This window comes from Vibrio crassostreae (assembly GCF_024347415.1).
Lineage (GTDB): Bacteria > Pseudomonadota > Gammaproteobacteria > Enterobacterales > Vibrionaceae > Vibrio > Vibrio crassostreae.
Genome location: NZ_AP025476.1, coordinates 470,625 through 496,914 on the forward strand (window position 1 = coordinate 470,625; position 26,290 = coordinate 496,914).

A 26,290-nucleotide genomic window follows, 5' to 3' on the forward strand; every position below is an offset into this window, starting at 1 on the left:
AACTTTTTGAGTAAACTCCGTATTATGACTGAACAATATAATGCAAAAGACCTCGAGGTACTTGAAGGTCTCGATCCTGTGCGACACCGCCCAGGAATGTATACCGAGACAGAAAGACCTAACCACCTTGCCCAAGAAGTCATTGATAACTCGGTCGATGAAGCACTAGCGGGACACGCTAAGAAAATCAAAGTTGTGCTTCATGCAGACCAATCGTTAGAAGTTACCGATGACGGCCGTGGTATGCCTGTCGATATTCACCCAGAAAAAGGGATCTCAGGTGTTGAGCTGATTTTAACAAAGCTCCACTCTGGTGGTAAATTCTCGAACAACAACTACAAGTTCTCTGGTGGTCTGCACGGTGTAGGTATCTCGGTAGTAAACGCGCTGTCAAAACGTGTTGAAGTGACCGTACGCCGAGAAGGTCAGGTTCACGAGATCGCACTTGAAGGCGGTCATGCAGTAACAGAGCTTACTGTAACGGGCACTTGTGGTCATCGTAACAGTGGTACATCAGTACATTTCTGGCCTGACCCTAAGTACTTTGATAGCCCTAAATTTTCGACACTTCGTCTGATTAACAATCTACGTGCAAAAGCAGTGCTTTGCCCAGGTTTAGAAATTACCTTTATCGACAAAGTCGGTGGCGAAGAGCATAAATGGTTCTATGAAGATGGCCTAAAAGATTACCTTGCCGAAGGCGTGAAAGGTTATACCTTACTGCCTGAAGAACCTTATGTTGGCGAATTCGTTGCTGAAACCGAAATGGCAAACTGGGCGATCATCTGGCAGCCAGAAGGCGGTGATATGATCACCGAGAGTTATGTGAACTTAGTACCGACTAAACAAGGTGGTACACACGTAAACGGTCTTCGCCAAGGTTTGCTTGATGCAATGCGTGAGTTCTGTGAATTCCGGAACTTGTTACCACGCGGCGTTAAGCTAACAGGCGACGATATTTTCGATCGCTGTTCGTACGTACTATCGGTGAAGATGCAAGATCCGCAGTTTGCAGGTCAAACAAAAGAACGCTTGTCTTCGCGTCAAACCGCTGCGTTTGTTTCTGGTGTGGTAAAAGATGCCTTTAGCCTGTGGCTGAACGAAAAGCCACAACTGGCAGAACAGTTGGCAGAAGCTTGTATTGCGAATGCCCACCGCCGTATGCGCGCAAGCAAAAAGGTTGTGCGTAAGAAAATCGCCTCAGGCCCAGCACTGCCGGGTAAGCTAACGGATTGTTCGGTTCAAGATTTAAGCCGCACTGAAATCTTCTTCGTGGAAGGGGACTCGGCGGGTGGTTCTGCTAAACAAGCGCGTGACCGTGAGTTCCAAGCGGTGATGCCACTTCGCGGTAAGATCCTAAATACGTGGGAAGTGTCGGCAGACCAAGTATTGGCTTCGCAAGAAGTGCACGATATCTCGGTAGCTCTGGGTATCGACCCGGACAACGATGACTTATCAGGCCTGCGTTACGGTAAGATCTGTATTCTTGCCGATGCGGACTCGGATGGTCTTCATATCGCGACACTGTTATGTGCATTGTTTACTCGCCATTTCCATGCTTTGGTTGAAGCGGGCCATATCTATGTGGCAATGCCTCCTCTGTATCGTATCGATTGCGGTAAAGAAGTGTTCTACGCACTCGATGACGCAGAGAAAGACGGTGTGCTTGAGCGACTATCGCAGAAGAAAGCTAAGATCAACGTGCAACGATTCAAAGGTCTGGGTGAAATGAACCCACTTCAGTTGCGTGAAACCACCATGGATCCAAACACTCGTCGCCTTGTTCAGTTAACGATTGATGACAGCGAAGCGACTAACGAGATGATGGACATGCTGCTTGGTAAGAAACGTGCAGATGATCGCCGTACATGGCTACAGACTAACGGTGATATGGCCGAGGTATAATGGATGTCTAACGAAATTACATATGATGGCGTTGAACAGCTGCCAATGCGCAAGTTCACCGAAGATGCCTACTTAAATTACTCAATGTACGTGATCATGGATCGTGCATTGCCGTATATCGGTGATGGCTTGAAGCCAGTACAGCGTCGTATTATCTACGCGATGTCTGAGCTGGGCTTATCGGCTGCATCGAAATACAAAAAATCAGCACGTACCGTTGGTGACGTATTAGGTAAGTATCACCCACACGGTGACTCTGCTTGTTACGAAGCGATGGTATTGATGGCGCAGCCGTTCTCTTACCGCTACCCATTAGTAGATGGTCAAGGTAACTGGGGGGCTCCTGATGATCCGAAATCGTTCGCTGCAATGCGTTATACCGAAGCAAAACTGTCTAAGTTTGCTGAAGTTCTGCTGGGCGAGTTAGGTCAAGGCACTGTTGACTGGCAACCAAACTTTGATGGCACGATGAAAGAGCCTCAAATGTTGCCTGCTCGTCTTCCACATATCCTGCTTAACGGTATCACTGGTATCGCGGTAGGTATGGCGACCGATATTCCACCACACAACGTGCGTGAAGTCGCTAATGCAGCCATTCACCTAATTGATACGCCTAAGTCTGAGCTTTCAGATGTGATGGGTTTCATTCAAGGTCCAGATTACCCGACAGAAGCTGAGATTATCTCTCCGAAATCGGATATCGAAAAGATCTACCGTACTGGACGTGGCAGCATCAAGATGCGCGCGGTTTGGCACAAGGAAGGCTCTGATATTGTTATCACGGCTTTACCTCATCAAGTGTCAGGTGCAAAGTTACTTGAGCAAATTGCTAACCAGATGCGTGCTAAGAAGCTGCCAATGGTTGACGACTTGCGCGATGAATCTGATCACGAGAACCCAACGCGTATCGTTGTCGTTCCTCGTTCGAATCGTATCGATTGTGATCAATTGATGAGTCACCTGTTCGCGTCGACGGATCTAGAGAAAAACTTCCGCGTTAACTTGAACATGATTGGTTTAGATAACCGTCCTCAGGTTAAAGGCTTAGTTCAAATCCTGAAAGAGTGGATCGAGTTCCGTCGCACAACAGTTCGTCGTCGTTTGCAGTACCGTTTAGATAAAGTACTGGCACGTTTGCACATCTTAGAAGGCTTACTTGCTGCTTATCTTAATATCGATGAAGTGATTGAGATCATTCGTACAGAAGACGAACCATGTCCTGTCCTAATGAGCCGTTTCAACATTTCTGAAGTTCAAGCTAATGCGATTCTTGATATTAAACTTCGTAACTTAGCTAAGTTAGAAGAGTTTAAAATCCGAGCTGAGCAAGAAGAGCTTGAAGCTGAACGTGAAAAGCTTGAAAAGCTACTCGGTTCAGAGCGTCGCTTGAATACGCTGATCAAGAAAGAAATCCAAGCAGATGCGGATAAATACGGCGATGATCGTCGTTCACCTCTGATTGAGCGTGCTGAAGCGAAAGCGCTAACAGAGCGTGACTTAGTACCAAGCGAACCAATCACAGTTGTGTTGTCTGAAAAAGGTTGGATTCGTCATGCCAAAGGGCATGAGGTTGATGCTGAAGGCTTGAACTATAAATCAGGTGATAAATTCCTAGCGAGCGCTAAGGGTAAGAGTAATCAACAAGCGGTGTTCCTTGGCAGTGATGGCCGAAGCTACTCCCTTGAATCACACTCATTACCGTCGGCACGTAGCCAAGGTGAGCCAATTACAGGCCGCTTGAACGTCAGCCCTGGTACTTCTATTCGCCAAGTGGTGATGGGAGAGAATGAGCAATTATGGTTAGTCGGTTCTGATGCTGGTTATGGCTTTGTTTGTAAGGGTAGCGATCTGCTGTCTAAGAACAAGAGCGGTAAAGCGTTGGTTAACTTGCCACAAGCTTCTGAAGTGATGATGCCAAGTCCGATTGCTGATTTAGATAGTAACCAGATTCTGGCGATTACTAACCAAGGCCGTATGTTGTTGTTCCCTATTAAAGACCTACCTCAGTTGAGCAAGGGTAAAGGCAACAAGATCATCAACATCCCTTCGGCGAAAGCAAAAGAGCGTGAAGAGTTTGTCTCGCACTTGATGGCTATCCCAGAGAATGCGACGCTGACTATCTACGCCGGTAAACGCAAGCTTGGCTTGAAACCAGCAGATCTTGAAAACTTCCGTGGTGAACGTGGTCGCCGTGGTGGCCTACTACCAAGAGGTTTACAGCGAGTGACTCGCATTGATATCGAAGAGCTAAGTGAATCGTAGAGATACCTGATACTATCTTTAGATAAAAGAAAACCCAGCCTGTGAGCTGGGTTTTTTGTATTTGTTTATTAGCAGCTTAAATCTAGCAGCTTGAACCACTGCTAACAGCGTTTGTTCTACAGGCGAGTATCTTCAGCAATTGTCACTTTGAGGGTTTTGTTTTCACCTTGGCGTAAGATTCCCACATCAATCTCGGTACCTGGACGCAAATCAGTAACAGTATCCATCACACTCTGGCGACCACTTACCTGGTTATTATTGATACTGACAATAATGTCTTGAGCTTCAAAACCGGCATCCGCAGCGGGGCCATTTGGATCGATACCTAACACAACAATACCGCCGATATTCTTAGTACCCAACATGCGTGAGGTGACAGAGTTGATGTCTTGTCCATCGATACCGATATAACCACGAATTACACGGCCATCGGCGATGATCTTCTCCATGATTTTATTAGCAAGCGGATAGGGGATAGCGAATGAGATCCCATAGGTTTCCATGTCGGTAGCTTGTTGGAAAGAGGCGGTATTGATACCGACTAGCTCACCTTGTGAATTCACCAGTGCACCACCTGAGTTACCTTCATTGATTGCTGCATCGGTCTGGATAAAGGCTTGATGACCATCAGCACTGATCGAAGAGCGGCCAGTTGCAGAGATGATACCAAAGGTTGTTGTTTGACCTAGATTATATGGATTACCTATCGCCAGTACCACATCACCAACATTGGCTTTGTAGCTTGGGTTTAATGGGATTACTGGTAGGTTGTCACCGCTGACTCTAAGTATCGCGATATCGGTGCGCTTGTCTGAACCGACAAGTTGCGCAGCTGCTACTCGGCCATCTTGAAGGGCCACAACTATTTGGTCTGCTTGAGCCACAACATGGAAGTTGGTAATGATGTAGCCTTTCTCGCTAACAATTACCCCAGAACCCAAACCTTGAGTCAGTAGCTTGTTACGATCATCTTCGGCGTATTTACGGCTATAAATGTTAACCACTGCAGGTGCCGCGCGGCGAACTGCTTGGTTAAATGAAATCTGAAGAGAGCCAATATTGTCGACTTTAGGGTTAGTGACATCTGCAACAATAGCGGGTCTCAAACTTGGAAATGCAAGAAGAATAAGCACCGCTGAAACGAGTCCAAGGGAAATAGAACGAAATAGAAAGGACAGCATGTTTCCCTCTTCAACAAGTAAGGTGTGAAGCCTCCGTAGATGGATGACTGACTTGATTACTAGTGAAGCATAGCATTTTGATTCATCTAAAGAAAAGGGAGACTGAGTAAGTTTAAAGCAAACTTACCGAGCCTCCCTGTTATTACGTTGACGTATGACTATCTAATAACGAGGTAGATAGTTCTGTCGCCACGTTGGATATTTAGCGCTAGTACGCCCGGCTGTTTCTCAAGAATCTCTCTAAATTCAGCAAGGTTCTTAACGGTTTGACGATTGACGCCAATAATGATGTCGTCTTTGAGAAGTTGATAAGCCTCTGCTGGTGAACCTTGAGCCACACTTGACACTTTCACGCCCGTTGCTGAGTCGCTGTCTGTTGTGTTGGTGAGCTCTGCACCAGCTAAGCCTTCATGCAGTTTTTCAGCTTGTGTCTTGCTGTTGGTTGATTCACCCAGAGTCACATCAAAGGTTTTGTTCTTGCCGTCGCGAACCACGCCCAGTTCGATTTCTTTACCTGCACCGAGTGTAGCGACTTTAGCTCTTAATTCACTGAAAGTATCAATACGTTTACCATTAATAGAGACAATAATGTCACCCGCTTTCAGGCCAGCATCATCGGCTGCACTGTCCGGCACGACTTGGCTAACGAAGGCGCCTTTACTTGATTCATAACCGAGTGCTTCTGCTAGTTCTGAGGTGATCTCTCCACCTTGAACACCCAGCATGCCGCGTTTTACTTCACCGAAATCGAGAATTTGTTCTGTCAGGTTTTTCATCATATTGGATGGGATTGCAAAGCCGATACCGACATTACCTCCGTTAGGGCCAAGAATGGCAGTATTGATACCAATCAGTTCACCGTTGAGGTTAACTAGCGCACCACCAGAGTTACCGCTGTTGATTGCCGCATCGGTTTGAATGAAGTTCTCAAAGTTCTCTAGATTCAGGCCGCTACGACCAAGCGCAGAAACAATACCTGATGTCACGGTTTGACCAAGTCCAAACGGGTTACCGATCGCGACACTAAAATCACCAACTCTTAGTTTGTCTGAGTCTGCCACTTTTATCTGAGTTAGGTTCTTAGCTTTTTCGAGTTTCAAGAGGGCGATATCAGACATCTGATCACCACCGATTAGCTCAGCATCGTACTCTCGACCGTCATGCAGTTTTACTTTGATATCGTCCGCGCCATTAATGACATGGTAGTTGGTTACGATATGGCCTTTCTTGGCATCAATGATTACGCCTGAGCCTAACCCACGAAATGGGCGCTCACGTGTTTGTTCTGGACCAAAAAAGAATTGGAATTGTTCAGGGATTTGCTGACGTTGTACCTGTTTGCCTTCTACGGCAATACTAACCACAGCGGGGGTCACTTGTTCAAGCATAGGCGCGAGGCTTGGTAATTGTTCGTTACCCACACTTAATGGTAGTGCGGCCGTTGCTTGAATGGGGGTGATGATTGAACTTAAGCTTAAAGTCAGTACTGATAAAGCAAGCAAAGGTTTTTTCATCATAAACTCCTCTCTAGTTAAGGTCTTACCCCTCTCACTACGTGTAATAAGTATGAGAAGTTTCAAATGACCTGAGTGAAAGTTATGACTCAAAAACCTTTGTAAAGTTCACAGAAGTGTTAAATGTTTATGATGCTTTTGCTGTCACTACATCAGGAGCATTAATGATCTCTTTCTTCTGTTCTGTAAATAAACCGGTTGCGCCATTCGCGTAATCTTTCGGTTGTTCCTCAAGAGTCGCTTCTTTAATTGAAGGCTTATCTTGTGATTTGTCCGAATGAGCGGCGGCTGTTTTTACAAACGGGTTGTCTTGCTCTGGCAGGTTAGGAATCAGCTCTGAGCTTGTTTTTTCCATGTGTTGGTACAGTTTCGTGTAGTCCTTACCTAAGGTGTCCAACATTTCTGCTGATTTCGCAAAGTGGTCAGCCAGCTCTTGTCGCTGCTGTTCTAGGGCAAACTTTGCGCTATCTAATTCTTTCTGTACGTTCTTTTGTTTTTTGTATTCAGGTGTCATAAGACGAGAAATGGCGACCCCTAAAATAACTCCGACTAGTAAACCGGCAATGGCATACATCCAAGGCATAACAGCTCCTTATTATTGTTTTTTAACATGTTTGTTACTGCTTAGTTACACGTGATACGGCTCCATGGTACTATGAGAAAGCCGCAGTATAAAGAGAAATGCGTGTGCGCTAGTTAGCAGTTTGATGCTGCATTATTCACCACGTTACGTTATTTCTCGTACTGTTTGGGCTCATTTTTATTTGCTGTCTGATATCGCTTTCATTGTGGAAATGTCGTCATGAATCCCATTAAAAAATACGAACAAGATATAAAAGAACATGGATTTCAAAGAGATCCAGCACAAGAGCAAGCAGTTAAGTCTTTAGATGAACTCTTTCATCAATTCCAAGATTACATGAATACGCCTATTCCTCAACTAACTCGATTCCAGAAATTATTGGGCAAAAAACCAGAACTGCCACAGCCACCGAAAGGTCTCTATTTCTGGGGAGGCGTAGGGCGCGGTAAAACTTATCTAATGGATACGTTCTACGACGCCTTACCGACCACTAAAAAAATGCGGGTTCACTTTCATCGCTTTATGTATCGAGTTCATGATGAACTAAAGGCGCTAGGTAATGTTAGCGATCCATTGCCTTTAGTGGCAGACAAGTTGAAGGAAGAAGCGGACATTATCTGTTTCGACGAATTCTTTGTTTCAGACATCACTGATGCGATGATCCTAGGAACTTTGTTCCAAGAGTTGTTCGCTCGCAACGTTATCTTGGTCGCGACCTCTAATATTCCCCCTGCGGATCTATATCGTAACGGGTTACAGAGAGCGCGTTTCTTACCTGCCATTAAGCTTATTCAAGACAACTGCCACATTCTTAATGTTGATAGCGGTATTGATTATCGTCTGCGTACTTTAGAGCAAGCAGAGATTTACCATTACCCGTTAGATAGCCAAGCGAATATCAATCTCGAAAAGTATTACGCTCAGCTCGTAGGTGAAGATAAAGAGAAGCTTAAGCAGATTGAGGTTAATCACCGTCAATTAGAAGTAGTCGAAGCGAGTGATGGTGTGTTGCATGGTACTTTTGCTCAGCTTTGTCAGTCGGCTCGTAGCCAGAACGACTATATTGAGTTGTCTCGGGTTTATCACACGGTTCTATTGGCGGATGTATTGCAAATGGGGGCGACTTCAGATGATGCTGCAAGGCGCTTCATTGCATTAGTTGATGAGTTCTATGAGCGCAATGTGAAACTGATTATTTCAGCGCAAGTGGAGCTAGAAAAGCTATACACCCATGGTCAGCTAGAGTTTGAATTTAAACGTTGTCAATCGCGCTTAATTGAAATGCAGAGCCATGAATATTTGGCAAAAGAACACTTAAGTTAGCTTTGATTATCTCGAATAAGAAATAGAATTAAAAAAATCGTGATTTTGTTCAAAAAGAGGTGATTTTTTCTTCGCTCTTCTCTATAATCCTGCGACCTACCGTTACTGCGGGCCTCTAGCGATGAGTAAAATCACGTTATGCCAAGAGTTTTCCAACACTCGAAGGGGTGATGAATGGTAACTCTTAGACAGTGGGAATACGCGAGTATTCCTTAAGTGTAAATTTTTTAAATAGGTAATTATTAGCATGAAAACTTTCGTTGCTAAACCAGAAACTGTAAAACGCGACTGGTATGTTGTAGACGCTGAAGGCAAAACCCTTGGCCGTCTAGCAAGTGAAATCGCTTCTCGCCTACGCGGCAAGCACAAAGCAGAATACACTCCTCACGTAGACACTGGTGATTACATCATCGTTGTTAACGCTGAGAAAGTTGCTGTAACTGGTAACAAAGCTAAGGGTAAGGTTTACTACCGTCACTCTGAGTTCCCAGGTGGTCTTAAAACTATCACTTTTGAAAAGCTAATTGCTAAGAAACCAGAAATGGTTCTAGAACTAGCAGTTAAAGGTATGCTTCCACGTGGTCCTCTAGGCCGCGCGATGTACCGTAAGCTTAAAGTGTACGCTGGTACTGAGCACAACCATGTTGCTCAACAGCCACAAGTACTAGACATCTAAGGGGATTATGAAAATGGCAGAGAATCAATACTACGGCACTGGTCGTCGCAAAAGCTCAGCAGCTCGTGTTTTCATCAAACCAGGCTCTGGTGAGATCGTAATCAACAAGCGTAGCCTTGATGTTTACTTCGGTCGTCCAACTTCTCGTATGGTTGTTAAGCAACCTCTTGAGCTAGTTGAACTAACTGAGAAACTTGACCTTTACATCACTGTTTCTGGTGGTGGTATTTCTGGTCAAGCTGGCGCAATCCGCCACGGTATCACTCGCGCTCTTATGGAGTACGATGAAACTCTACGTCCTGCTCTACGTGCAGCTGGCTACGTTACTCGTGACGCTCGTTGCGTTGAACGTAAGAAAGTTGGTCTACGTAAAGCACGTCGTAAACCTCAATTCTCTAAGCGTTAATTTTTCTTTACGAAAAAGTACACGCTCCCAGTTTTACGACTGGAATTGTGGTTCAAAGCTCGGCAATATGCCGGGCTTTTTGTTTTTATATCCCCTCTAAACGCTTCCCCCCCCTCGTTTTATTTCCAAATTCTTATATTTTGAAAGCTTTTGTAACCCAATGTGCGCTTTGCCTCATGATTGTTACAAAAAGGTAGCTTTATCTTGTCAAAAAGTAGGGTTTTATTTATCATTTGCCGTCAATAAATAGAACTAAATACATATTTTGTTAGCCATGCTCTTTAATCGGAATTATTTCAATCCATAAGGAGCAAATGGGAGAATGTTTGGATGAGCAACGCGCCTTTAAATAACGGTCGCAGGCGTTTCTTAACCGCAACAACAGCCGTTGTTGGTGGTTTAGGAGCAGCTGCTGTAGCCGTGCCTTTTATTAAATCATGGAATCCGAGTGCCAAGGCGAAAGCTGCGGGCGCGCCGGTGGAAGTGGAAGTCAGTAAGTTAGAACCGGGACAAATGGTTCGTGTCGAGTGGCAAGGTAAACCTGTATGGGTTGTACGCCGTGCTGAGTCGGTACTAGAGAACCTAAAAGCGATCGGTGGTCAACTTCGTGACCCTCAATCTGAAGCTGAACAACAACCTGAATACGCGCAGAACGAGTTCCGTTCAATTAAGCCTGAATTCTTCGTTGCTGTTGGTTTCTGTACGCACTTAGGTTGTTCTCCAACTTACCTGCCGGATTCTTTTGCAGAGCAAGTTCAGGGTGTTAAGTCTGGTTTCTTCTGTCCTTGCCATGGTTCAAAGTTTGATATGGCAGGTCGAGTATTCCAAGGCGTACCAGCTCCATTGAATCTTGTTGTACCAAAGCATATGTATTTGAGTGACACTAAGATCATGATCGGTGTGGACGAGGGAGACGCGTAATGCAAGGATTGCTTGATTGGGTAGAGAAACGTCTACCCGCGATGAATGCTTATAAAAAGCATTTATCTGAATACCCAATGCCTAAGAACTTTAACTTTTGGTACCTTTTCGGTTCTTTAGCAATGTTGGTACTGGTTAACCAAATTCTTACGGGTATTTGGCTAACAATGAACTACGTACCTTCAGGTGAGGGTGCATTTGCTTCTGTTGAATACATCATGCGTGATGTGGAATACGGTTGGTTACTGCGTTACATGCACTCAACGGGTGCTTCGGCATTCTTCGTTGTTATCTACCTGCATATGTTCCGTGGCCTAATCTACGGTTCTTACCAAAAACCTCGTGAGCTACTTTGGATCTTCGGTATGTTGATCTTCTTAGTGCTTATGGCTGAGGCTTTCATGGGTTACCTACTACCATGGGGTCAAATGTCTTACTGGGGTGCTCAGGTAATCATTTCTTTGTTTGGTGCGATTCCTGTTATTGGTGATGACCTAACGCTTTGGATACGTGGTGACTACATCATATCTGGTGCAACGCTGAACCGTTTCTTCGCACTGCACGTTATCGCTCTACCAATCGTACTTCTGCTACTTATCGTACTTCACGTACTAGCACTGCACGAAGTGGGTTCGAACAACCCAGATGGTATCGAGACTAAGCTTCCTAAAGGTACAATGGGCGACGATTACAAAACTCAGTTCCCATTCCATAAGGATTACACTAAGAAATACGACATCATCGACTCTATTCCTTTCCACCCATACGGGACGGTGAAAGACATGGTAGGTGTTGCTGGTTTCCTATTCTTGTTCTGTTACGTGCTGTTCTTTAACCCAGAAATGGGTGGATACTTCCTTGAGCCGCCTAACTTTGAAGCCGCGAATCCGCTGAAAACACCTGAGCATATTGCTCCAGTTTGGTACTTCACGCCGTTCTACGCTGTACTTCGTGCTGTTCCTGATAAGCTGCTAGGTGTAGTAGCAATGGGTGCATCTATTGTTGTGTTATTCCTATTGCCATGGTTCGACCGTTGTAAAGTGCGCTCTTACCGTTACCGTAGCAAACTGCATTTGATTAACATCATCCAATTCACAATAAGCTTTATTGCGCTTGGTGTACTTGGTGCGCTTCCAGCAACGCCAACATACACGCTACTGGCTCAAATCTTTAGCTTAGGTTATTTCATGTTCTTCGTTCTACTGTGGTTCTACAGTAAAAATGAAGCGACGAAACCATTACCAGAAAGGGTGACATTCAAATGAAAAAGTGGATTGTAATTTTATTTGCTATGTTGCCGTCATTGGCGATGGCAGCGGGTGCAAACGTACCATTAGACAAAGCGAACAATGACTTAACAGACAAAGCTTCATTGCAAAATGGCGCTAAGATGTTCATGAACTACTGTTTCGCTTGTCACTCAACGCAGTACCAGCGTTATGAACGTGTTGCGAATGATTTAGAGATCCCTGTTGATCTAATGAAGGAAAACCTGATTTTCGACCCAGAGGCGAAAATTGGTAGCTTGATGGTTAACGCTATGCCTTCTGAGCAAGCGGCAAGTTGGTTTGGTGCTCCGCCACCTGACCTAACTTTGGTTGCTCGTGTTCGTGGCGCAGATTGGCTGTACACTTACCTTCGTACATTCTATGAAGATCCGTCTCGTCCGTTTGGCGTGAACAACATTGTTTTCCCAAGTGTAGGTATGCCGCACGTTCTTGAAGAGCTACAAGGTATCCCAACACCAATCTACGATACGCATATGGTAGATGGCGAGGAAGTGACGGTTGTTGTTGGTACTGAAACTGACGGTTCTGGTGAACTAAGTGCTGGTGAATACGACGAAGCGGTTCGTGACCTTGTTAACTTTTTGGTTTACTCGGGCGACCCAGTTCAACTTGAGCGTCACGCTATGGGTTGGTGGGTAATGGCCTTCTTAGTAATATTCACTATCATCGTGATTTTGCTGAAGAAAGAGTATTGGCGTGATGTGCACTAATTGTGCTATAATACCGTGCTAATTCCCAAATTATGTTAATGTTCAATGGAGGCTTTAGGCCTCCATTGTTTTTATTTAAAGTGTACTGGAGGGCTCCATGGCTGTAGCTGCCAATAAACGTTCTGTAATGACTCTTTTCTCAAGTGCTTCTGATATGTATAGCCATCAGGTGCGCATCGTTCTTGCTGAAAAAGGCGTAAGTGTTGAAGTTGAGTTGGTTGATGAAAAAAATCTACCAGCAGAGCTTGTTGAACTGAACCCGTACAAATCAGTACCTACTCTTGTTGATCGTGAGCTTGCTCTATATGACTCAAAGATCATCATGGAATACCTAGATGAGCGTTTCCCTCATCCACCATTGATGCCTGTATACCCGGTTGCTCGTGGTAACAGTCGTCTAATGATGTACCGCATTGAGCGTAACTGGTATTCAGTTGCAGAGAAGATCGTTAAAGGCAATGCTGAAGAATCTGAAGCAGCTCGCGTTAAACTGCGCAACGACCTACTGACTCTTGCTCCTATCTTCGCTGAGTATGAATACTTCATGAGCGAAGAGTTTAGCCTAATTGATTGTTACCTAGCTCCGCTACTATGGCGTTTACCTGAGCTTGGTATCGAACTAATTGGTCCTGGTTCTAAAGAGCTTAAGATTTACATGAACCGCGTATTCGAACGTGATTCATTCCTAGCTTCTCTAACTGAAGCTGAGCGTGAGATGCGACTTGTTCGCTAAGCGTTTATGGATATTTCTAATATGACTCCACGCCGACCATATATGCTTCGTGCATTTTATGAATGGCTGGTTGATAACGAATTAACTCCACACCTTGTTGTTGAAGCAACATTGCCGGGTGTGCGAGTTCCAGAAGAGTTTGTTCAAGATGGTCAGATCATTCTGAACATCGCGCCTCGTGCGGTTGGACAACTTGAACTGGGTAACGAAGCTGTGACGTTTAGTGCTCGCTTTAGTGGTCGTCCACACTCTGTGATCGTTCCGCTTTACGCAGTACAAGCGATTTATGCTCGTGAAAATGGTGCTGGTACCATGTTTGAACCTGAAGAGGCTTACATGGAAGCGTTTGAAGAAGGGATTGAAGAAAGTCCTTTTGAAGAACCAGAAAAAGGTCCATCTTTGAGCGTAGCAACGGCAGACGTAGATGCTGAAGAGCCTGACTCAGATCCTGAGCCACCTCGTCCAGCGAAAGGTCGCCCAAGCCTTCGTGTTATCAAATAACGAATCAAATAAAAAAGCAGCGACTCGTCGCTGCTTTTTCTTTTCTGGTAAATAGCATTTAATTGACTGACTTAAGGCTAGTTAACAGCCGTCTCTTCTTCACCATATTCAAATGCTCGAATGACCTGCTTTACGCCAGAGATGTTACGCGCAACTTCTGTTGCGATATCAGCATGCTCTCGAGTGACCAGTCCAAGCAGGAATACTTCTGAGTCCTCAGTAATTACTTTTACTTTGATGCCGTTAAGCTCAGCATTAGCAAGCAGAGCTGACTTCACTTTAGTCGTAATCCAGCTGTCTTTGCTAATCGCGCTAACCGATAATGGCTCTTTCACTCGAATCTGGTTATGTATGCTTTCGACACCGGTTACTTCTTTGGCTTGGCTCTCAAAAGCACGACGTTCAGCGTCTGTTTTTGCTTGCCCCATTAACACCACAGAGCCGCGGTAAGAACTTGCAGTGACACGCACGCTACCACGGTAGGGTTGTTTATTAGTGATAGCTGCAACTTCAAACTCGATATTGTTGTCGTTCCAAATTTCTTTGGTGGTTCGCGTGTCAGTGACTAGATTTGCTGTGGTTGCCGCACCAGCAATGAAAATGCCAGCACAGCCAGACAGAGACAGTGTAAGTAGCGAAACACTAATCAGCTTAAACAGCTTCATAGAGGTTAATGATTTCATTGTGATGCTCCGTATATCACTCTTCGTGAGCAGGGAAGAGTACTTGATCGATTAGGTCACATAGGCAGTGTAGCGTCACCATATGTACTTCATGAATGCGCGCTGTACGGTGTGAAGGGATACGAATTTCTACATCGTGTTCACCAAGCAGACCTGCCATCTCGCCACCATCTTTACCGGTAAAGGCGATGATTGTCATGTCGCGCGTTACCGCCGCTTCCATTGCCTTGATGATGTTCTTGCTGTTACCGCTAGTCGAGATAGCCAACAGAATATCGCCAGTTTGACCAAACGCACGCACCTGCTTAGAGAAGATCTCTTCATAGTGGTAGTCGTTAGCCACAGCTGTGAGCGTAGTGTTGTCTGCTGTGAGTGCCATCGCTGGAAGGCTAGGGCGCTCTGTTTCAAATCGGTTGAGTAGGCACGATACAAATTGCTGAGCATTCGACGCTGAACCACCATTACCACAACAAAGAATTTTGTTTCCGTTAAGCAAGGTCGCAACCATTGCTTGAGCGGCATGCGTGATTGCGTCAGGCAGAGCTTCTGCAGCCGCAATTTGGATTTGAATACTTTCTGTGAAACTTTCTTTAATGCTGTCTAGCATGTTTATCCTTGGGTAATCGCGTTTTGAATCCAGTTGATACTGTCATTCGGCCCTTCAATGGCAACAATATCAAACCTGAAATCTGTAGAGTGTACCGACAAGCCTTGCTGCATAAGCCAAACATTGGCTGTTTTGAGTAGCTTCTGTGACTTCTTGGCAGTCACCATTTCAGCGGCATGTCCGTAGCGGGTTTGCTTGCGGTATTTTACCTCAGCAAACACAACCGTATTGTTATGGCGCATTATAAGATCAATCTCGCCACATTTTGCTATGAAGTTTTCTTGAATTAACGATAAACCGTGGTTAATCAGATAAGATTTTGCCACGGTCTCGTATTTATCACCCACTTGTTTGTGGGTGATGGTTGGTTTGGATAGGAACTTTCGGCTAAAAAGCCCCATGCTCTGCCCAGCTGATTTCACGTTGAACCACACAGTTGTTATCGATGGTTAACACGCCGGTTTCACCTGGAATGCTGTAACCCTGTACGGCTTTCATCTGTGGCAGTGCATCCATTAGGTAGTATGCATCCATTCCCAGTGCTTGCAGACGCTTTTGGCCGTTTGAGTGTGCAGGCCATAGGTCGTTGAGCTCTTTATTAAGCTCGTTTTTATTCTCAACCAATAGTGGGATATCGCTGTAGAACACACCGGTTAGGTCTTCATACTGCTTATCACCGCTGTTGCTGCGTGAGTTTGAGAATAGAGCTGGTTGGCTTGCATCTGGGTTGATTGCAACTTCAATGAAGGGCTTGATGAGCGTTAGCTCTGAGTTCTTAGCCACAATGTAGACAGAATCGATATCACGACGGCTGCGTGGCTCAGTTTCAAGGTCTAGGTTAAGTAGTCCATCCATTTGAGCGATACGCTGTTGGCTCTCTTGCAAGCCGAATACCTGATTCACATTGCGTTGTAGTTGGCGTTTGTCAGAGAACAAGCTGATAGCAACATCGTTGCTGCTGTATTTTTTCCACTCTTCTTTAAACGCTTGCTCAACACGCTCACCTAAGCGTCCTCTTGGCGCAAGGATAAGCGGGTACTTGTAACCTTGAGTAAATAGGTGTTTCGCTGCCTGAGCGACTTCTTGCTCTGGCGATAGAGCGAGATAACAAATATTGGTATCAGGTTCTAGTTGCGTTGGAATGTTCAGAGCTAAAGCTGGAATCGAGTTCTCGTGGTTTTTCTGCGCTTGCTGAAGCTTAGTGATGTTGCTCTTAATCAGCGGGCCAACGATGAAATCAACGTTGTTCTCTTCCAGTGTCGCTTTAATCTCAGCCGCACTTTGCAGGTTGGTATCCATTACCGTCAGCGTTGCATCTTCTTCGCGCTCTTTGTCATTCATCATCGCAAAGATGAAACCGTCACGTACAAGTTGTGCTTGCTTGCCGTACTTGCCGGTTAGAGGCAGTAATAGTGCAGTGCTGGTTGGCTTGCTGATCTCTAGCGCTAAGATGTCCGTGATCGCCTGAGGTGTATATGTCGCTGCTGGGTGCTGAGGATTCTCTGCTAGCCAATCAGACAGGGTTTCCTGTAGGTTTGGAAGGTTCGAGTTCAGCGTCTTCATGTAAATCGCCAGCTGTAACCAACCTTCAAGAACGTCTTCCGTAGGCGACGTCTTAAGCTCTAGAATCTCATATTGAGAGTAGCTATTTAGGTTCTGCCAAATACGGTCAGCAGCTTGCTGTTGGAGCTCTTCGTCAGCGTCTAGATATTCTGAATAAAGAACTAACTCGCGGCTCGCCTCAAAATACTCGCTTTGCATTTCAGAAATGTTCGCGCGTAGCTCGTGATAATCTTTCCACTGCTCGTTCGGAAGTTTCCACCAAGGCTGGAAGTTCAGTTGGCTATAAGCTTGCTCCGGCTGCGAGTTGTTCACTAACAGTTGAGCGCGCGATAATTGCCATTCCGCTTGCTGCGTTTCGCTCAGCTCTTGTTTTGCTAAGCGTTTGATCAGCAGAGTTGCTTGATCGGTTTTTCCAGCTTGCACAGAAGCCTTAAGCGCCATGATTAACCAGTCGTTTTGTAGACTTCCTTTGCTACTATCCGCCTGCATCATGTAACTTTCAGTTGATTGCACTGGATCTAGTGTAATATCTACGCTCGTTGGTGTTTGAGGACCTGAAGAACAAGCCGCCAATGTAATTGCTAATGCAATTGGAGTTAGTAAGCGTGGTACACTGAGTCTCTTATGGTTCATCGTTGCCATGAGTTCTTTAAATTCCGTATAAATTTGTATCTATATTAATCGTTGAAGTGATGGTAAACAAATGACAGATAACAAAACCTTGCTCACAGAGAGCCCAACTCTCTACATTGTGCCAACCCCAATCGGAAATTTGGGAGATATCACTCAAAGAGCAATTGAAATTTTATCAAGTGTCGATGTTATTGCAGCCGAAGACACACGCCACACGGGTAAGCTGCTTGCTCACTTCAATATATCAACCAGAACGTTCGCTTTACATGATCATAATGAACAAACTAAAGCACAAGTTCTAGTCGAAAGGTTATTAGAAGGTCAGTCTATCGCATTAGTCTCTGATGCGGGTACTCCTTTAATTAGTGACCCAGGTTACCATCTTGTCTCACAATGTCGTCAAGCGGGTGTGAGAGTTGTGCCACTTCCTGGTGCTTGTGCTGTTATTACCGCATTGAGTGCTTCAGGTTTACCGTCGGATCGTTTCAGCTTTGAAGGCTTCTTACCGCCGAAGAGCAAAGGTCGTAAAGACAAGTTCTTAGAGATCGCAAAGGCAGAACGCACCTGTATCTTCTACGAGTCACCGCACCGCATCTCAGATTCTCTACAAGATATGCTTGAGATCTTAGGCCCAGACCGCGAAGTTGTGTTGGCGCGTGAGTTGACTAAGACATTCGAAACTATTCAAGGATTGCCATTGGGTGAGCTGATTGATTGGATTGAAGAAGATTCGAACCGTAAGCGCGGTGAGATGGTGTTATTGATTCATGGTCACCGTGAAGAAGCGAGCACAGAACTGCCAGACGAAGCGACTCGCACGCTGGGTATCCTAACCAAAGAATTACCCCTTAAAAAAGCGGCGGCGATGACAGCAGAAATCTATAACTTGAAAAAGAACGCTTTATACAAATGGGGCCTAGAGCATCTAGACAACTAGATATCTATTTATAGAGTAGATAGCCTTTGTTGAAAAAGCTTGTGAGGAATGATGGTGTTGCCGTCATTCCTCTTTTTTTGTCTGAATTGTGTAAAATTCCCGCAGTTGCTTAGAGGTTTGCACCATATTTGTGATCTCGCTAGACACTGCACCCTAATCTCTATACAATCCGCCCTCGGAGTTGAACGGGTAATCGCTGCTTTGCTGATGTCCTTCGGGAGACTGACGTTGAGGTCCTTCGGGAAACTGACGTTGAAGTCCTTCGGGAGACTGGCAGAGGGGAGGAACGTCCGGGCTCCATAGAGCAGGGTGCCAGATAACGTCTGGGGGGCGCGAGCCCACGACAAGTGCAGCAGAGAGAAGACCGCCGATGGCCTCATTTCTTCGGAAGGGGCACAGGTAAGGCTGAAAGGGTGCGGTAAGAGCGCACCGTGCGACTGGCAACAGTTCGTAGCAAGGTAAACTCCACCCGGAGCAAGATCAAATAGGCCCTCACATTGCGTTGCTCGCGTATGGGGGCGGGTAGATTGCTTGAGCCTGTGAGCGATTGCAGGCCTAGACGAATGGTTACCGCCGCGCAAGCGGAACAGAACCCGGCGTATGTGTCAACTCCACCTATATAAAGAACCCATCATTACTTAACGGTAGTGATGGGTTTTTTGCTTTATATTGACGTAAATTATTTAGATTTCCTTAGAATCCTTCACCCTGATATGAGCTTGGGTCAAAAATTCCCAAAGCCTATACACAATATGGTGGAGATACGGCGTGAAATCAGTACACTAAAACGTTAATAGAACAAATTATTGCCGCACTAATGGCTCAATCCACTCACTGAGAAGACTATGACAGAAGCATTCAAACATATTTCAGTATTGCTTAACGAATCTATTGACGGACTTGCGATCAAACCTGACGGTACCTACATCGATGGTACTTTTGGCCGTGGTGGTCACAGCCGTACAATCCTGTCTAAACTGGGCGAGAATGGACGACTCTTTAGTATCGACCGCGATCCACAAGCGATTGCAGAAGCGCAAAAGATTGATGACCCTCGTTTTACGATTATTCACGGCCCATTCTCAGGTATGGCTGAATATGCAGAGCGTTATGACTTAGTCGGTCAAGTGGATGGTGTTTTACTGGATTTAGGTGTTTCTTCACCACAGTTGGATGACGCTGAGCGTGGCTTTAGCTTTATGAAAGATGGCCCGCTTGATATGCGTATGGATCCAACATCAGGCATTCCTGTTTCTCAGTGGTTAGTTGAAGCGGATCTCGATGACATCACATGGGTTATCCGTGAGTTCGGTGAAGACAAACACGCTCGTCGTATCGCGAAGGGCATTATTGCTTATCAAGAGAATGAAGAGAACGAACCACTAACGCGCACTGGTCAACTGGCTAAGCTTATCTCGGATGTGGCTCCAAAAAGCTTCAAAGAGAAAAAGCACCCAGCAACGCGTGCTTTCCAAGCATTCCGAATCTACATCAACAGCGAACTTGAAGAGATCGATACCGCACTAAAAGGCGCAGCAAGCATTCTTGCTCCTGAAGGCCGTTTGTCTGTTATCAGCTTCCACTCACTTGAAGACCGTATGGTGAAGCGCTTTATCCGTAAAGAGAGCCAAGGCCCGCAAGTACCCCATGGCCTGCCACTAACAGAAGAGCAGATCAAAGCGCTAGGCAGTGCTGATCTTAAACCTGTTGGTAAAGCGATCAAACCATCGAAAGGCGAAGTGGATGAGAATACTCGTTCGCGCAGTTCAGTACTACGAATCGCAGAAAAGCTATAGTCAATGAAGACCTCCAAGCCTAACTTAGCCAAGATAATATTTTTTGATTTGATCTCCGTGGGCAAGGTCCCGTTGGTGCTTCTTATCTGTATCTTCGCGAGTGCGATGGGGGTCGTTCTTACGACACATATGTCACGTCAGGCGATCACGCAAAAAGACATGGCATTAGTGGAGCGAGAACAGCTTGATGATGAGTGGCGAAATTTAATGCTTGAAGAGACGGCTCTGGCTGAACACAGCCGCGTTCAAGCATCGGCAAAAAGAGAGCTAGACATGAAACGTCCAGACTCTGACAAAGAAGTTGTGATCACACTGAAATGACCGGTAAAAAGGAAAAAGCACCCGCAAAACCCGTTAAGAAATCAACGAAAGAGCGTGTGAAGAGCGAAAAGGATTCGGATCCAATTCTGATTAAATGGCGTTTCAACGTCGTTATTGCTTTCGTGTTTCTTGCCTTTGCTGCACTCGTAGGTCGTGTGGCTTACATCCAAATCATTGAACCAGATAACTTAATTCGTCAGGGCGACCTTCGCTCGGTACGTGTTAAAGCTATTCCTTCCGCTCGCGGTATTATCTCTGACCGCAATGGCGAACCGCTTGCCGTCAGTGTTCCGGTAGAAGCGGTATGGGCCGATCCAAAAACGATTTTCGATAAAAATGGCATGGCTCAAATTGATCGTTGGTATGCGCTAGCCGATGTACTTGGTCTAGAACGTCAATCGATGATCGATAAGATCTCTAGCAACAAATCCCGTCGATTTATTTACCTGCAAAGACAAGTTAGCCCTGCAATGGCTAAGTATATTCGTGAGCTAAAGCTGGTGGGTGTTGGCCTTAAAGCAGAATCTCGACGTTACTACCCAGCAGGCGAAGTCAGTGCGCACCTTATTGGTGTGACAGGAATAGATGGGCACGGTCTAGAAGGCGTTGAGCGCAGCTATGATAAATGGCTAACGGGCGAGGCGGGTAAGCGAACTATCCGTAAAGACCGTTACGGGCGTGTTGTTGAAAACATTGCTCTAGAAGAGCGTGAAGAGGGTAAGCCTCTTGAATTAACGATCGATCAACGATTACAAGCGATCGCTTACCGAGCGATTAAACAGGCGGTGGCCGATCATAAGGCGACTTCTGGCTCTGCGATTTTATTGGATGTAAAAACCGGCGCTGTGTTGGCGATGGTTAATGCCCCTTCTTACAACCCGAACAATCGTGCTGATTTACAAAGTTTCAAAATGCGTAACCGCGTGCTTACCGATGCGATGGAGCCCGGCTCTACAGTAAAACCGTTTGTGGTTTTGGCAGCATTAGAGAACGGTACCGCAGACCCAGATATCGTTATTGATACTGGCAATGGCATCATGCAAATCGGTGGTAGCCGTGTACGAGACTCTTCTAAAGTGGGTAAGGCTGATTTAGCTTTAATCCTTAAGAAGTCGAGTAACATCGGTGTGGCGAAATTAGCACTTAACATGCCACTTGAAGCCTTGCTTGGAATGTACAGCTCGGTTGGTCTTGGCGAGATGTCTGGGTTAAATCTAATTGGTGAAACCAGTGGCATTTTCCCGAATCGTCGTCGTTGGTCTAAGTTTGAAATTGCAACATTATCATTCGGTTATGGCTTGTCAGTTACGCCGATGCAGTTAGCGCATGCTTATGCGACGCTAGCCAACAAAGGCATGTATGAACCGATTCATATTATTAAGAGTAACGACCAAGACTTTTCTAAGCAGATCATCAAGCGTGAAAACGCGGAGCTGGTGTTGAATATGCTAGAGGGGGTGACTCAAAAAGGCGGTACGGCAACAAGAGCCGCAGTCCCAGGTTACCGAGTTGCAGCCAAAACGGGTACATCTCGTAAGGCTGAAGCGGGCGGATACAGTGATGAATACATTGCAATTACCGCAGGTTTTGCCCCTGTTAGTGACCCAAGAGTCGCGCTGGTTGTTGTGGTTAACGAACCTCAAGGTGACCTTTACTATGGCGGTTCAGTCGCAGCTCCCGTTTTTTCTGAAATCATGAAGGGTGCACTGCAAATTCTCAATGTCCCTGCTGATGAAAACAAATTTCAAGAATAGAGCCAATCAGGATTCAATATGAGTAATAGCCTCACGCTGTCATCTTTACTTTCTCCTTGGGGAGACTTCAGTTCTTCTGAGTTAGATGCGATTGTTGTTGAGCAGTTGGAGTTGGATAGCCGTGCTATCAAGGACGGTGATATCTTTGTTGCCATTGTTGGACATGCCGTTGATGGTCGTCGCTTTATCGACAAAGCTGTCGCTCAAGGTGCGAAAGCCATCATTGCACAAGCGAGTGATGACAAAGTTCATGGCTTGGTTGAGTGGTTAAATGCAGTGCCGGTAGTTTATGTACCTGAGCTCCATTCAATTCTCTCTGAACTGGCTGGCCGAGTTTATTCTTCTCAAGCGACCAAACTAATTGGTGTTACTGGCACCAATGGCAAAACTACCATCACTCAATTGATTGTTCAGTGGCTAGACCTAGTCGGTCAACGCTCAGCAGTAATGGGCACCACAGGTAATGGTTTCTTAGATAATCTAAAAACCGCGGCGAATACCACAGGCAGTGCGATTGAAATACAGCGCACGCTGAGTGAGTTGGCTGAAGAAAAAGCCGTTTATACTGCGATGGAAATCTCTTCTCATGGTTTGGTGCAAGGTCGCGTTAAAGCCTTGGACTTTGAAGTGGGTGTATTCACTAACTTGAGCCGTGATCATCTTGATTACCATGGCACGATGGAAGAGTACGCTTTGGCTAAGAAGAGCCTGTTTACTGAGCATAAATGCAAGCACGCTGTGATCAATGTGGATGACAAAGTCGGCAAAGCGTGGATGTCAGATTTGTCCAATGCGATAGCTGTTTCATTACTTCCTCTGTCTGGTTACCAACAGTCGGTATGGGCATCTGATGTCGCTTATGCAGAAACAGGTATTCAGATGTCTTTCGATGGTAGCTGGGGGCAAGGTCAGCTTTCGGTTCCTTTAATTGGTCAATTCAACGCATCAAATGTATTGGTTGCTTTCGCGACTCTGCTGTCATTGGGCATCGACAAGCAAACCTTGGTCGACACTGCATCTCAACTTCAACCGGTTATTGGTCGCATGGAATTGTTCCAAGTACCAAACAAAGCAAAAGTCGTTGTCGATTACGCGCACACACCAGATGCTCTAGAAAAAGCATTGGCAGCACTGCGAGTTCACTGCTCTGGAAAATTGTGGGCTATCTTTGGCTGCGGTGGTGACCGTGACACTGGTAAGCGCCCAATGATGGCGGTAACGGCTGAGCAGTTCGCCGACAAAATTATTATTTCAGATGACAATCCTCGCAGCGAAGATCCTGCTTTGATTGTTAAAGATATGCTAGCTGGCTTAAGCGAACCTGAATCAGCATTCGTCGAACACGATCGCTATCAAGCGGTTAAGTTTGCCCTAGAACAGGCTGGCAGTAATGACATTATTCTTTTGGCTGGTAAAGGCCATGAAGATTACCAAGTATTGAAAGACAAAACGGTACATTACTCAGACCGAGAGTCTGCGCTTCAACTTTTAGGTATTTCATAATGATTGATGTATCACTCGAACAGATTTGTTCAGCGGTCAGCGGTGAATTGATTGAGGATGCTAACTCAAACAATGTCGTAATTAATGCCGTTTCTACCGACACTCGCACCGTTGAAGAAGGCGCATTGTTTGTTGCTATTGTCGGAGAACGTTTCGATGCGCATGACTTTTGTCATCAAGCGGTTGAGGCAAATGCGAGTGCGTTGTTAGTCGAACGAAAACTTGACCTAAATATTACTCAAGTTGTTGTTGAAGACACTAAACTTGCTTTAGGTCAGCTAAGTGCTTGGATCCACAAACAATGTGACGTGCCAACCATGGCGATAACAGGAAGCTGTGGTAAAACGACCGTCAAAGAGATGGTGGCGAGCATTCTGCAACAACGTGGCAAGGTGCTGTTTACGGCGGGTAACTTCAATAATGATATTGGAGTACCACTAACCTTGCTGCGCAGTGAACCCAATGACGACTATGCCGTGATAGAACTGGGCGCGAACCACATTGGTGAAATCGCCTATACCACCCAGCTTGTGAAACCGCAGGTGGCGTTGGTGAATAACGTAGCTGCCGCGCATCTAGAGGGCTTTGGCTCAATTGATGGTGTTAAACAAGCGAAAGGTGAAATCTTTCAGGGGCTTGCTGCCGGTGATACTGCTATTGTTAATCTAGAAAGCAACGGTGGCGACTTTTGGAATGAAGTACTCGCAGATAAAACGGTACTGACATTTTCAGAAAGCGACAGTACGGCAGATTACTTTGCTAAGAATATTCGCATTAATGAGCAGGGCGAAGCTTGCTTTGAGATGCAAACACCGCAAGGCGCTATGCCGGTTGAGCTTGGCATTATTGGTCAGCATAACGTAGCAAATGCGTTGGCGGCGGCAGCGTTGAGCATTCAGTTTGGTGCCACGCTTGAAGAAATAAAAAATGGTTTAGCGAATCTTATCTCTGTCAAAGGGCGAGTTGAGGTTCAACAATTAAGTCAGAATATCAAGCTGATAGATGACAGTTATAACGCCAGCGTACCCGCGATGAAGGCGGCAGCCAAACTGCTGTCGAGCTTCAAAGGTCAACGTTGGTTGATTTTAGGCAATATGGCTGAATTAGGCGACGAAAGCCTTGCACTTCACCGTCAAGTCGGTGAATATGCTGCCCCATTCGCTTTTGAGCATGTACTCACTTATGGTGATGATACCAAGGTGATTAGTGAGGTCTGTAATGGTACCCACTTCGCAACGCATCAAGCGATGATCGCGCACATAGAGCAGCACTTATGCTTGCCAGAAAACGCGTCACATACCTTGTTGGTAAAAGGCGCGAATAGTGCAGGAATGAGTAAAATAGCCGCTGCTTTAAAGGAGAACTTTTCATGATAATTTGGCTTGCAGAGCTACTACAGCCACACTTTTCTTTTTTCCGTTTGTTCGAATACCTATCGTTTCGTGCAATCGCGAGTATTTTGACGGCTTTATGTCTGTCGCTGTGGATGGGCCCTCGTTTAATTGAGCGTCTGCAAATGCTACAAATTGGCCAAGTTGTTCGTAACGATGGTCCTGAATCTCACTTTAGCAAACGTGGTACACCAACCATGGGCGGCGTGATGATCCTAGCTGCCATTATTATTACGGTATTAATGTGGGCTGATCTTTCTAATCCTTACGTTTGGGCGGTATTGGTTGTGCTTGGCGGTTACGGTGCGGTTGGCTTTGTTGATGACTACCGTAAAGTGGTTCGTAAAAATACAGATGGCTTGATTGCTCGTTGGAAATACTTCTGGCAATCAGCTATTGCGCTGGTTGTGGCTTTTGCTCTGTATGCTCACGGCCACGATACTGCGGCAACCCAACTGGTTGTTCCTTTCTTTAAAGATGTGATGCCACAATTAGGTTTATTGTACATCGTACTGACTTATTTTGTTATTGTGGGTACTAGTAACGCGGTGAACCTAACAGATGGCTTAGATGGTTTGGCAATTATGCCAACGGTGATGGTTGCTGCTGGTTTTGCTGTGATTGCTTGGGCGACAGGTAACGTTAACTTCGCAGCATATCTACACATTCCATACATCCCATACACTTCTGAGCTTGTAGTTGTATGTACTGCTATCGTCGGCGCCGGACTTGGTTTCTTATGGTTCAATACTTACCCTGCGCAAGTATTCATGGGCGATGTTGGCTCTCTAGCACTGGGTGGTGCACTGGGTGTGATTGCTGTGTTGGTTCGCCAAGAGTTGGTACTGGTTATCATGGGCGGTGTGTTTGTAATGGAGACCTTGTCGGTAATCCTGCAGGTGGGCTCTTACAAATTGCGTGGCCAGCGTATTTTCCGTATGGCACCGATTCATCACCACTATGAGCTTAAAGGTTGGCCTGAACCGCGTGTAATCGTGCGCTTCTGGATCATCTCAATGGTATTAGTACTGGTTGGCCTAGCGACACTGAAAGTTCGTTAATCCTATGTGAGCCTCTGTCATAGAGGCTCTTTAAAAC

At 45.7% G+C, this 26,290-nt stretch carries 24 protein-coding genes and 1 other RNA gene; 18 read left to right on the forward strand and 7 right to left on the reverse strand.

Translation table 11 applies throughout. The annotated features are described in order from the left end of the window. The first annotated feature begins 24 nt into the window (after nucleotides 1–24). Together parE and parC are read left to right on the forward strand one after the other, a co-directional pair. On the forward strand, nucleotides 25–1,905 hold the full coding sequence (gene parE / locus OC193_RS02225) for a DNA topoisomerase IV subunit B (protein ID WP_017061428.1): 1,881 nt from the start codon (nucleotides 25–27) through the stop codon (nucleotides 1,903–1,905). A 3-nt stretch (nucleotides 1,906–1,908) separates the two neighbouring features. Beyond that, on the forward strand, nucleotides 1,909–4,167 hold the full coding sequence (gene parC / locus OC193_RS02230; RefSeq protein ID WP_048662652.1) for a DNA topoisomerase IV subunit A: 2,259 nt from the start codon (nucleotides 1,909–1,911) through the stop codon (nucleotides 4,165–4,167). Between the two features lie 116 nt (nucleotides 4,168–4,283). Here the strand turns inward: parC and degS are convergent, their stop codons facing one another. The 3 genes from degS to zapG form a co-directional block, all read right to left on the reverse strand. Then, nucleotides 4,284–5,348, reverse strand: coding sequence for an outer membrane-stress sensor serine endopeptidase DegS (gene degS, locus OC193_RS02235; RefSeq protein ID WP_048662653.1), 1,065 nt, complete (start codon nucleotides 5,346–5,348; stop codon nucleotides 4,284–4,286). Between the two features lie 158 nt (nucleotides 5,349–5,506). Continuing rightward, on the reverse strand, nucleotides 5,507–6,862 hold the full coding sequence (locus tag OC193_RS02240; RefSeq protein ID WP_048662654.1) for a Do family serine endopeptidase: 1,356 nt from the start codon (nucleotides 6,860–6,862) through the stop codon (nucleotides 5,507–5,509). 127 nt (nucleotides 6,863–6,989) lie between these two features. Next, nucleotides 6,990–7,445 carry a Z-ring associated protein ZapG gene (zapG, locus tag OC193_RS02245; protein WP_048658021.1) on the reverse strand — a complete coding sequence of 152 codons (456 nt, stop codon included), beginning with the start codon at nucleotides 7,443–7,445 and terminating at the stop codon, nucleotides 6,990–6,992. Nucleotides 7,446–7,664: 219 nt separating this feature from the next. On the opposite strand from zapG, the gene zapE reads away from it, so the two are divergent. From zapE to sspB, 8 genes are all read left to right on the forward strand, one after another. Further along, nucleotides 7,665–8,768 (forward strand): cell division protein ZapE, encoded by a 1,104-nt coding sequence (gene zapE / locus OC193_RS02250; RefSeq protein ID WP_048662655.1) that lies wholly within the window; start codon nucleotides 7,665–7,667, stop codon nucleotides 8,766–8,768. Between the two features lie 247 nt (nucleotides 8,769–9,015). Next, entirely contained in the window at nucleotides 9,016–9,444 is a 429-nt protein-coding gene (gene rplM / locus OC193_RS02255) for a 50S ribosomal protein L13 (RefSeq protein ID WP_010434689.1), read from the forward strand. Nucleotides 9,445–9,457: 13 nt separating this feature from the next. Next, a complete protein-coding gene (gene rpsI / locus OC193_RS02260; protein WP_004740758.1) occupies nucleotides 9,458–9,850 on the forward strand; it encodes a 30S ribosomal protein S9 in 393 nt (130 codons plus the stop codon). A 330-nt stretch (nucleotides 9,851–10,180) separates the two neighbouring features. Beyond that, complete coding sequence (petA, locus tag OC193_RS02265; protein ID WP_010434692.1) at nucleotides 10,181–10,771, forward strand: ubiquinol-cytochrome c reductase iron-sulfur subunit; 591 nt, start codon at nucleotides 10,181–10,183, stop codon at nucleotides 10,769–10,771. Next, nucleotides 10,771–12,036, forward strand: a complete 1,266-nt coding sequence (locus OC193_RS02270) for a cytochrome b (RefSeq protein WP_009848941.1) — start codon at nucleotides 10,771–10,773, stop codon at nucleotides 12,034–12,036. The genes petA and OC193_RS02270 overlap by 1 nt, the downstream gene beginning before the upstream one ends. Then, nucleotides 12,033–12,770, forward strand: coding sequence for a cytochrome c1 (locus tag OC193_RS02275; protein WP_048658023.1), 738 nt, complete (start codon nucleotides 12,033–12,035; stop codon nucleotides 12,768–12,770). The genes OC193_RS02270 and OC193_RS02275 overlap by 4 nt, the downstream gene beginning before the upstream one ends. Before the next feature lie 97 nt (nucleotides 12,771–12,867). Further along, nucleotides 12,868–13,503 (forward strand): stringent starvation protein SspA, encoded by a 636-nt coding sequence (gene sspA / locus OC193_RS02280; protein WP_009848943.1) that lies wholly within the window; start codon nucleotides 12,868–12,870, stop codon nucleotides 13,501–13,503. 21 nt (nucleotides 13,504–13,524) lie between these two features. Then, nucleotides 13,525–14,004: a ClpXP protease specificity-enhancing factor gene (gene sspB / locus OC193_RS02285; protein WP_017067238.1), complete on the forward strand. Its 480-nt coding sequence runs from the start codon at nucleotides 13,525–13,527 to the stop codon at nucleotides 14,002–14,004. Between the two features lie 77 nt (nucleotides 14,005–14,081). Here the strand turns inward: sspB and OC193_RS02290 are convergent, their stop codons facing one another. From OC193_RS02290 to OC193_RS02305, 4 genes are read right to left on the reverse strand one after another with little or no spacing between them, the layout of a single operon-like run. Further along, nucleotides 14,082–14,687, reverse strand: coding sequence for a BON domain-containing protein (locus tag OC193_RS02290; protein ID WP_048662656.1), 606 nt, complete (start codon nucleotides 14,685–14,687; stop codon nucleotides 14,082–14,084). A 16-nt stretch (nucleotides 14,688–14,703) separates the two neighbouring features. Continuing rightward, on the reverse strand, nucleotides 14,704–15,294 hold the full coding sequence (locus OC193_RS02295) for a phosphoheptose isomerase (RefSeq protein ID WP_004729817.1): 591 nt from the start codon (nucleotides 15,292–15,294) through the stop codon (nucleotides 14,704–14,706). A gap of 2 nt (nucleotides 15,295–15,296) precedes the next feature. Further along, entirely contained in the window at nucleotides 15,297–15,695 is a 399-nt protein-coding gene (locus tag OC193_RS02300; protein ID WP_048658025.1) for a YraN family protein, read from the reverse strand. Then, nucleotides 15,682–17,499 carry a penicillin-binding protein activator gene (locus OC193_RS02305; RefSeq protein WP_048658026.1) on the reverse strand — a complete coding sequence of 606 codons (1,818 nt, stop codon included), beginning with the start codon at nucleotides 17,497–17,499 and terminating at the stop codon, nucleotides 15,682–15,684. Before OC193_RS02305 ends, OC193_RS02300 begins: the two co-directional genes overlap by 14 nt. Nucleotides 17,500–17,560: 61 nt before the next feature. Here OC193_RS02305 and rsmI point away from each other — a divergent pair, with 61 nt between their 5' ends. From rsmI to mraY, 8 genes are all read left to right on the forward strand, one after another. After that, nucleotides 17,561–18,427: a 16S rRNA (cytidine(1402)-2'-O)-methyltransferase gene (gene rsmI, locus OC193_RS02310; protein ID WP_048609684.1), complete on the forward strand. Its 867-nt coding sequence runs from the start codon at nucleotides 17,561–17,563 to the stop codon at nucleotides 18,425–18,427. Nucleotides 18,428–18,604: 177 nt separating this feature from the next. Further along, nucleotides 18,605–19,044: RNase P RNA component class A (gene rnpB / locus OC193_RS02315), an RNA gene on the forward strand. Nucleotides 19,045–19,272: 228 nt separating this feature from the next. Further along, nucleotides 19,273–20,223, forward strand: coding sequence for a 16S rRNA (cytosine(1402)-N(4))-methyltransferase RsmH (gene rsmH, locus OC193_RS02320; RefSeq protein ID WP_017629354.1), 951 nt, complete (start codon nucleotides 19,273–19,275; stop codon nucleotides 20,221–20,223). 3 nt (nucleotides 20,224–20,226) lie between these two features. Next, on the forward strand, nucleotides 20,227–20,544 hold the full coding sequence (ftsL, locus tag OC193_RS02325) for a cell division protein FtsL (RefSeq protein ID WP_048662657.1): 318 nt from the start codon (nucleotides 20,227–20,229) through the stop codon (nucleotides 20,542–20,544). After that, nucleotides 20,541–22,298, forward strand: a complete 1,758-nt coding sequence (locus tag OC193_RS02330) for a penicillin-binding transpeptidase domain-containing protein (RefSeq protein ID WP_048658027.1) — start codon at nucleotides 20,541–20,543, stop codon at nucleotides 22,296–22,298. Before ftsL ends, OC193_RS02330 begins: the two co-directional genes overlap by 4 nt. Before the next feature lie 18 nt (nucleotides 22,299–22,316). Further along, nucleotides 22,317–23,801: a UDP-N-acetylmuramoyl-L-alanyl-D-glutamate--2,6-diaminopimelate ligase gene (gene murE, locus OC193_RS02335; RefSeq protein ID WP_048658028.1), complete on the forward strand. Its 1,485-nt coding sequence runs from the start codon at nucleotides 22,317–22,319 to the stop codon at nucleotides 23,799–23,801. Then, nucleotides 23,801–25,174 (forward strand): UDP-N-acetylmuramoyl-tripeptide--D-alanyl-D-alanine ligase, encoded by a 1,374-nt coding sequence (locus OC193_RS02340; RefSeq protein WP_048658029.1) that lies wholly within the window; start codon nucleotides 23,801–23,803, stop codon nucleotides 25,172–25,174. Before murE ends, OC193_RS02340 begins: the two co-directional genes overlap by 1 nt. Further along, entirely contained in the window at nucleotides 25,171–26,253 is a 1,083-nt protein-coding gene (gene mraY, locus OC193_RS02345) for a phospho-N-acetylmuramoyl-pentapeptide-transferase (RefSeq protein WP_048658030.1), read from the forward strand. Before OC193_RS02340 ends, mraY begins: the two co-directional genes overlap by 4 nt. The last annotated feature ends 37 nt before the right edge of the window (nucleotides 26,254–26,290 follow it).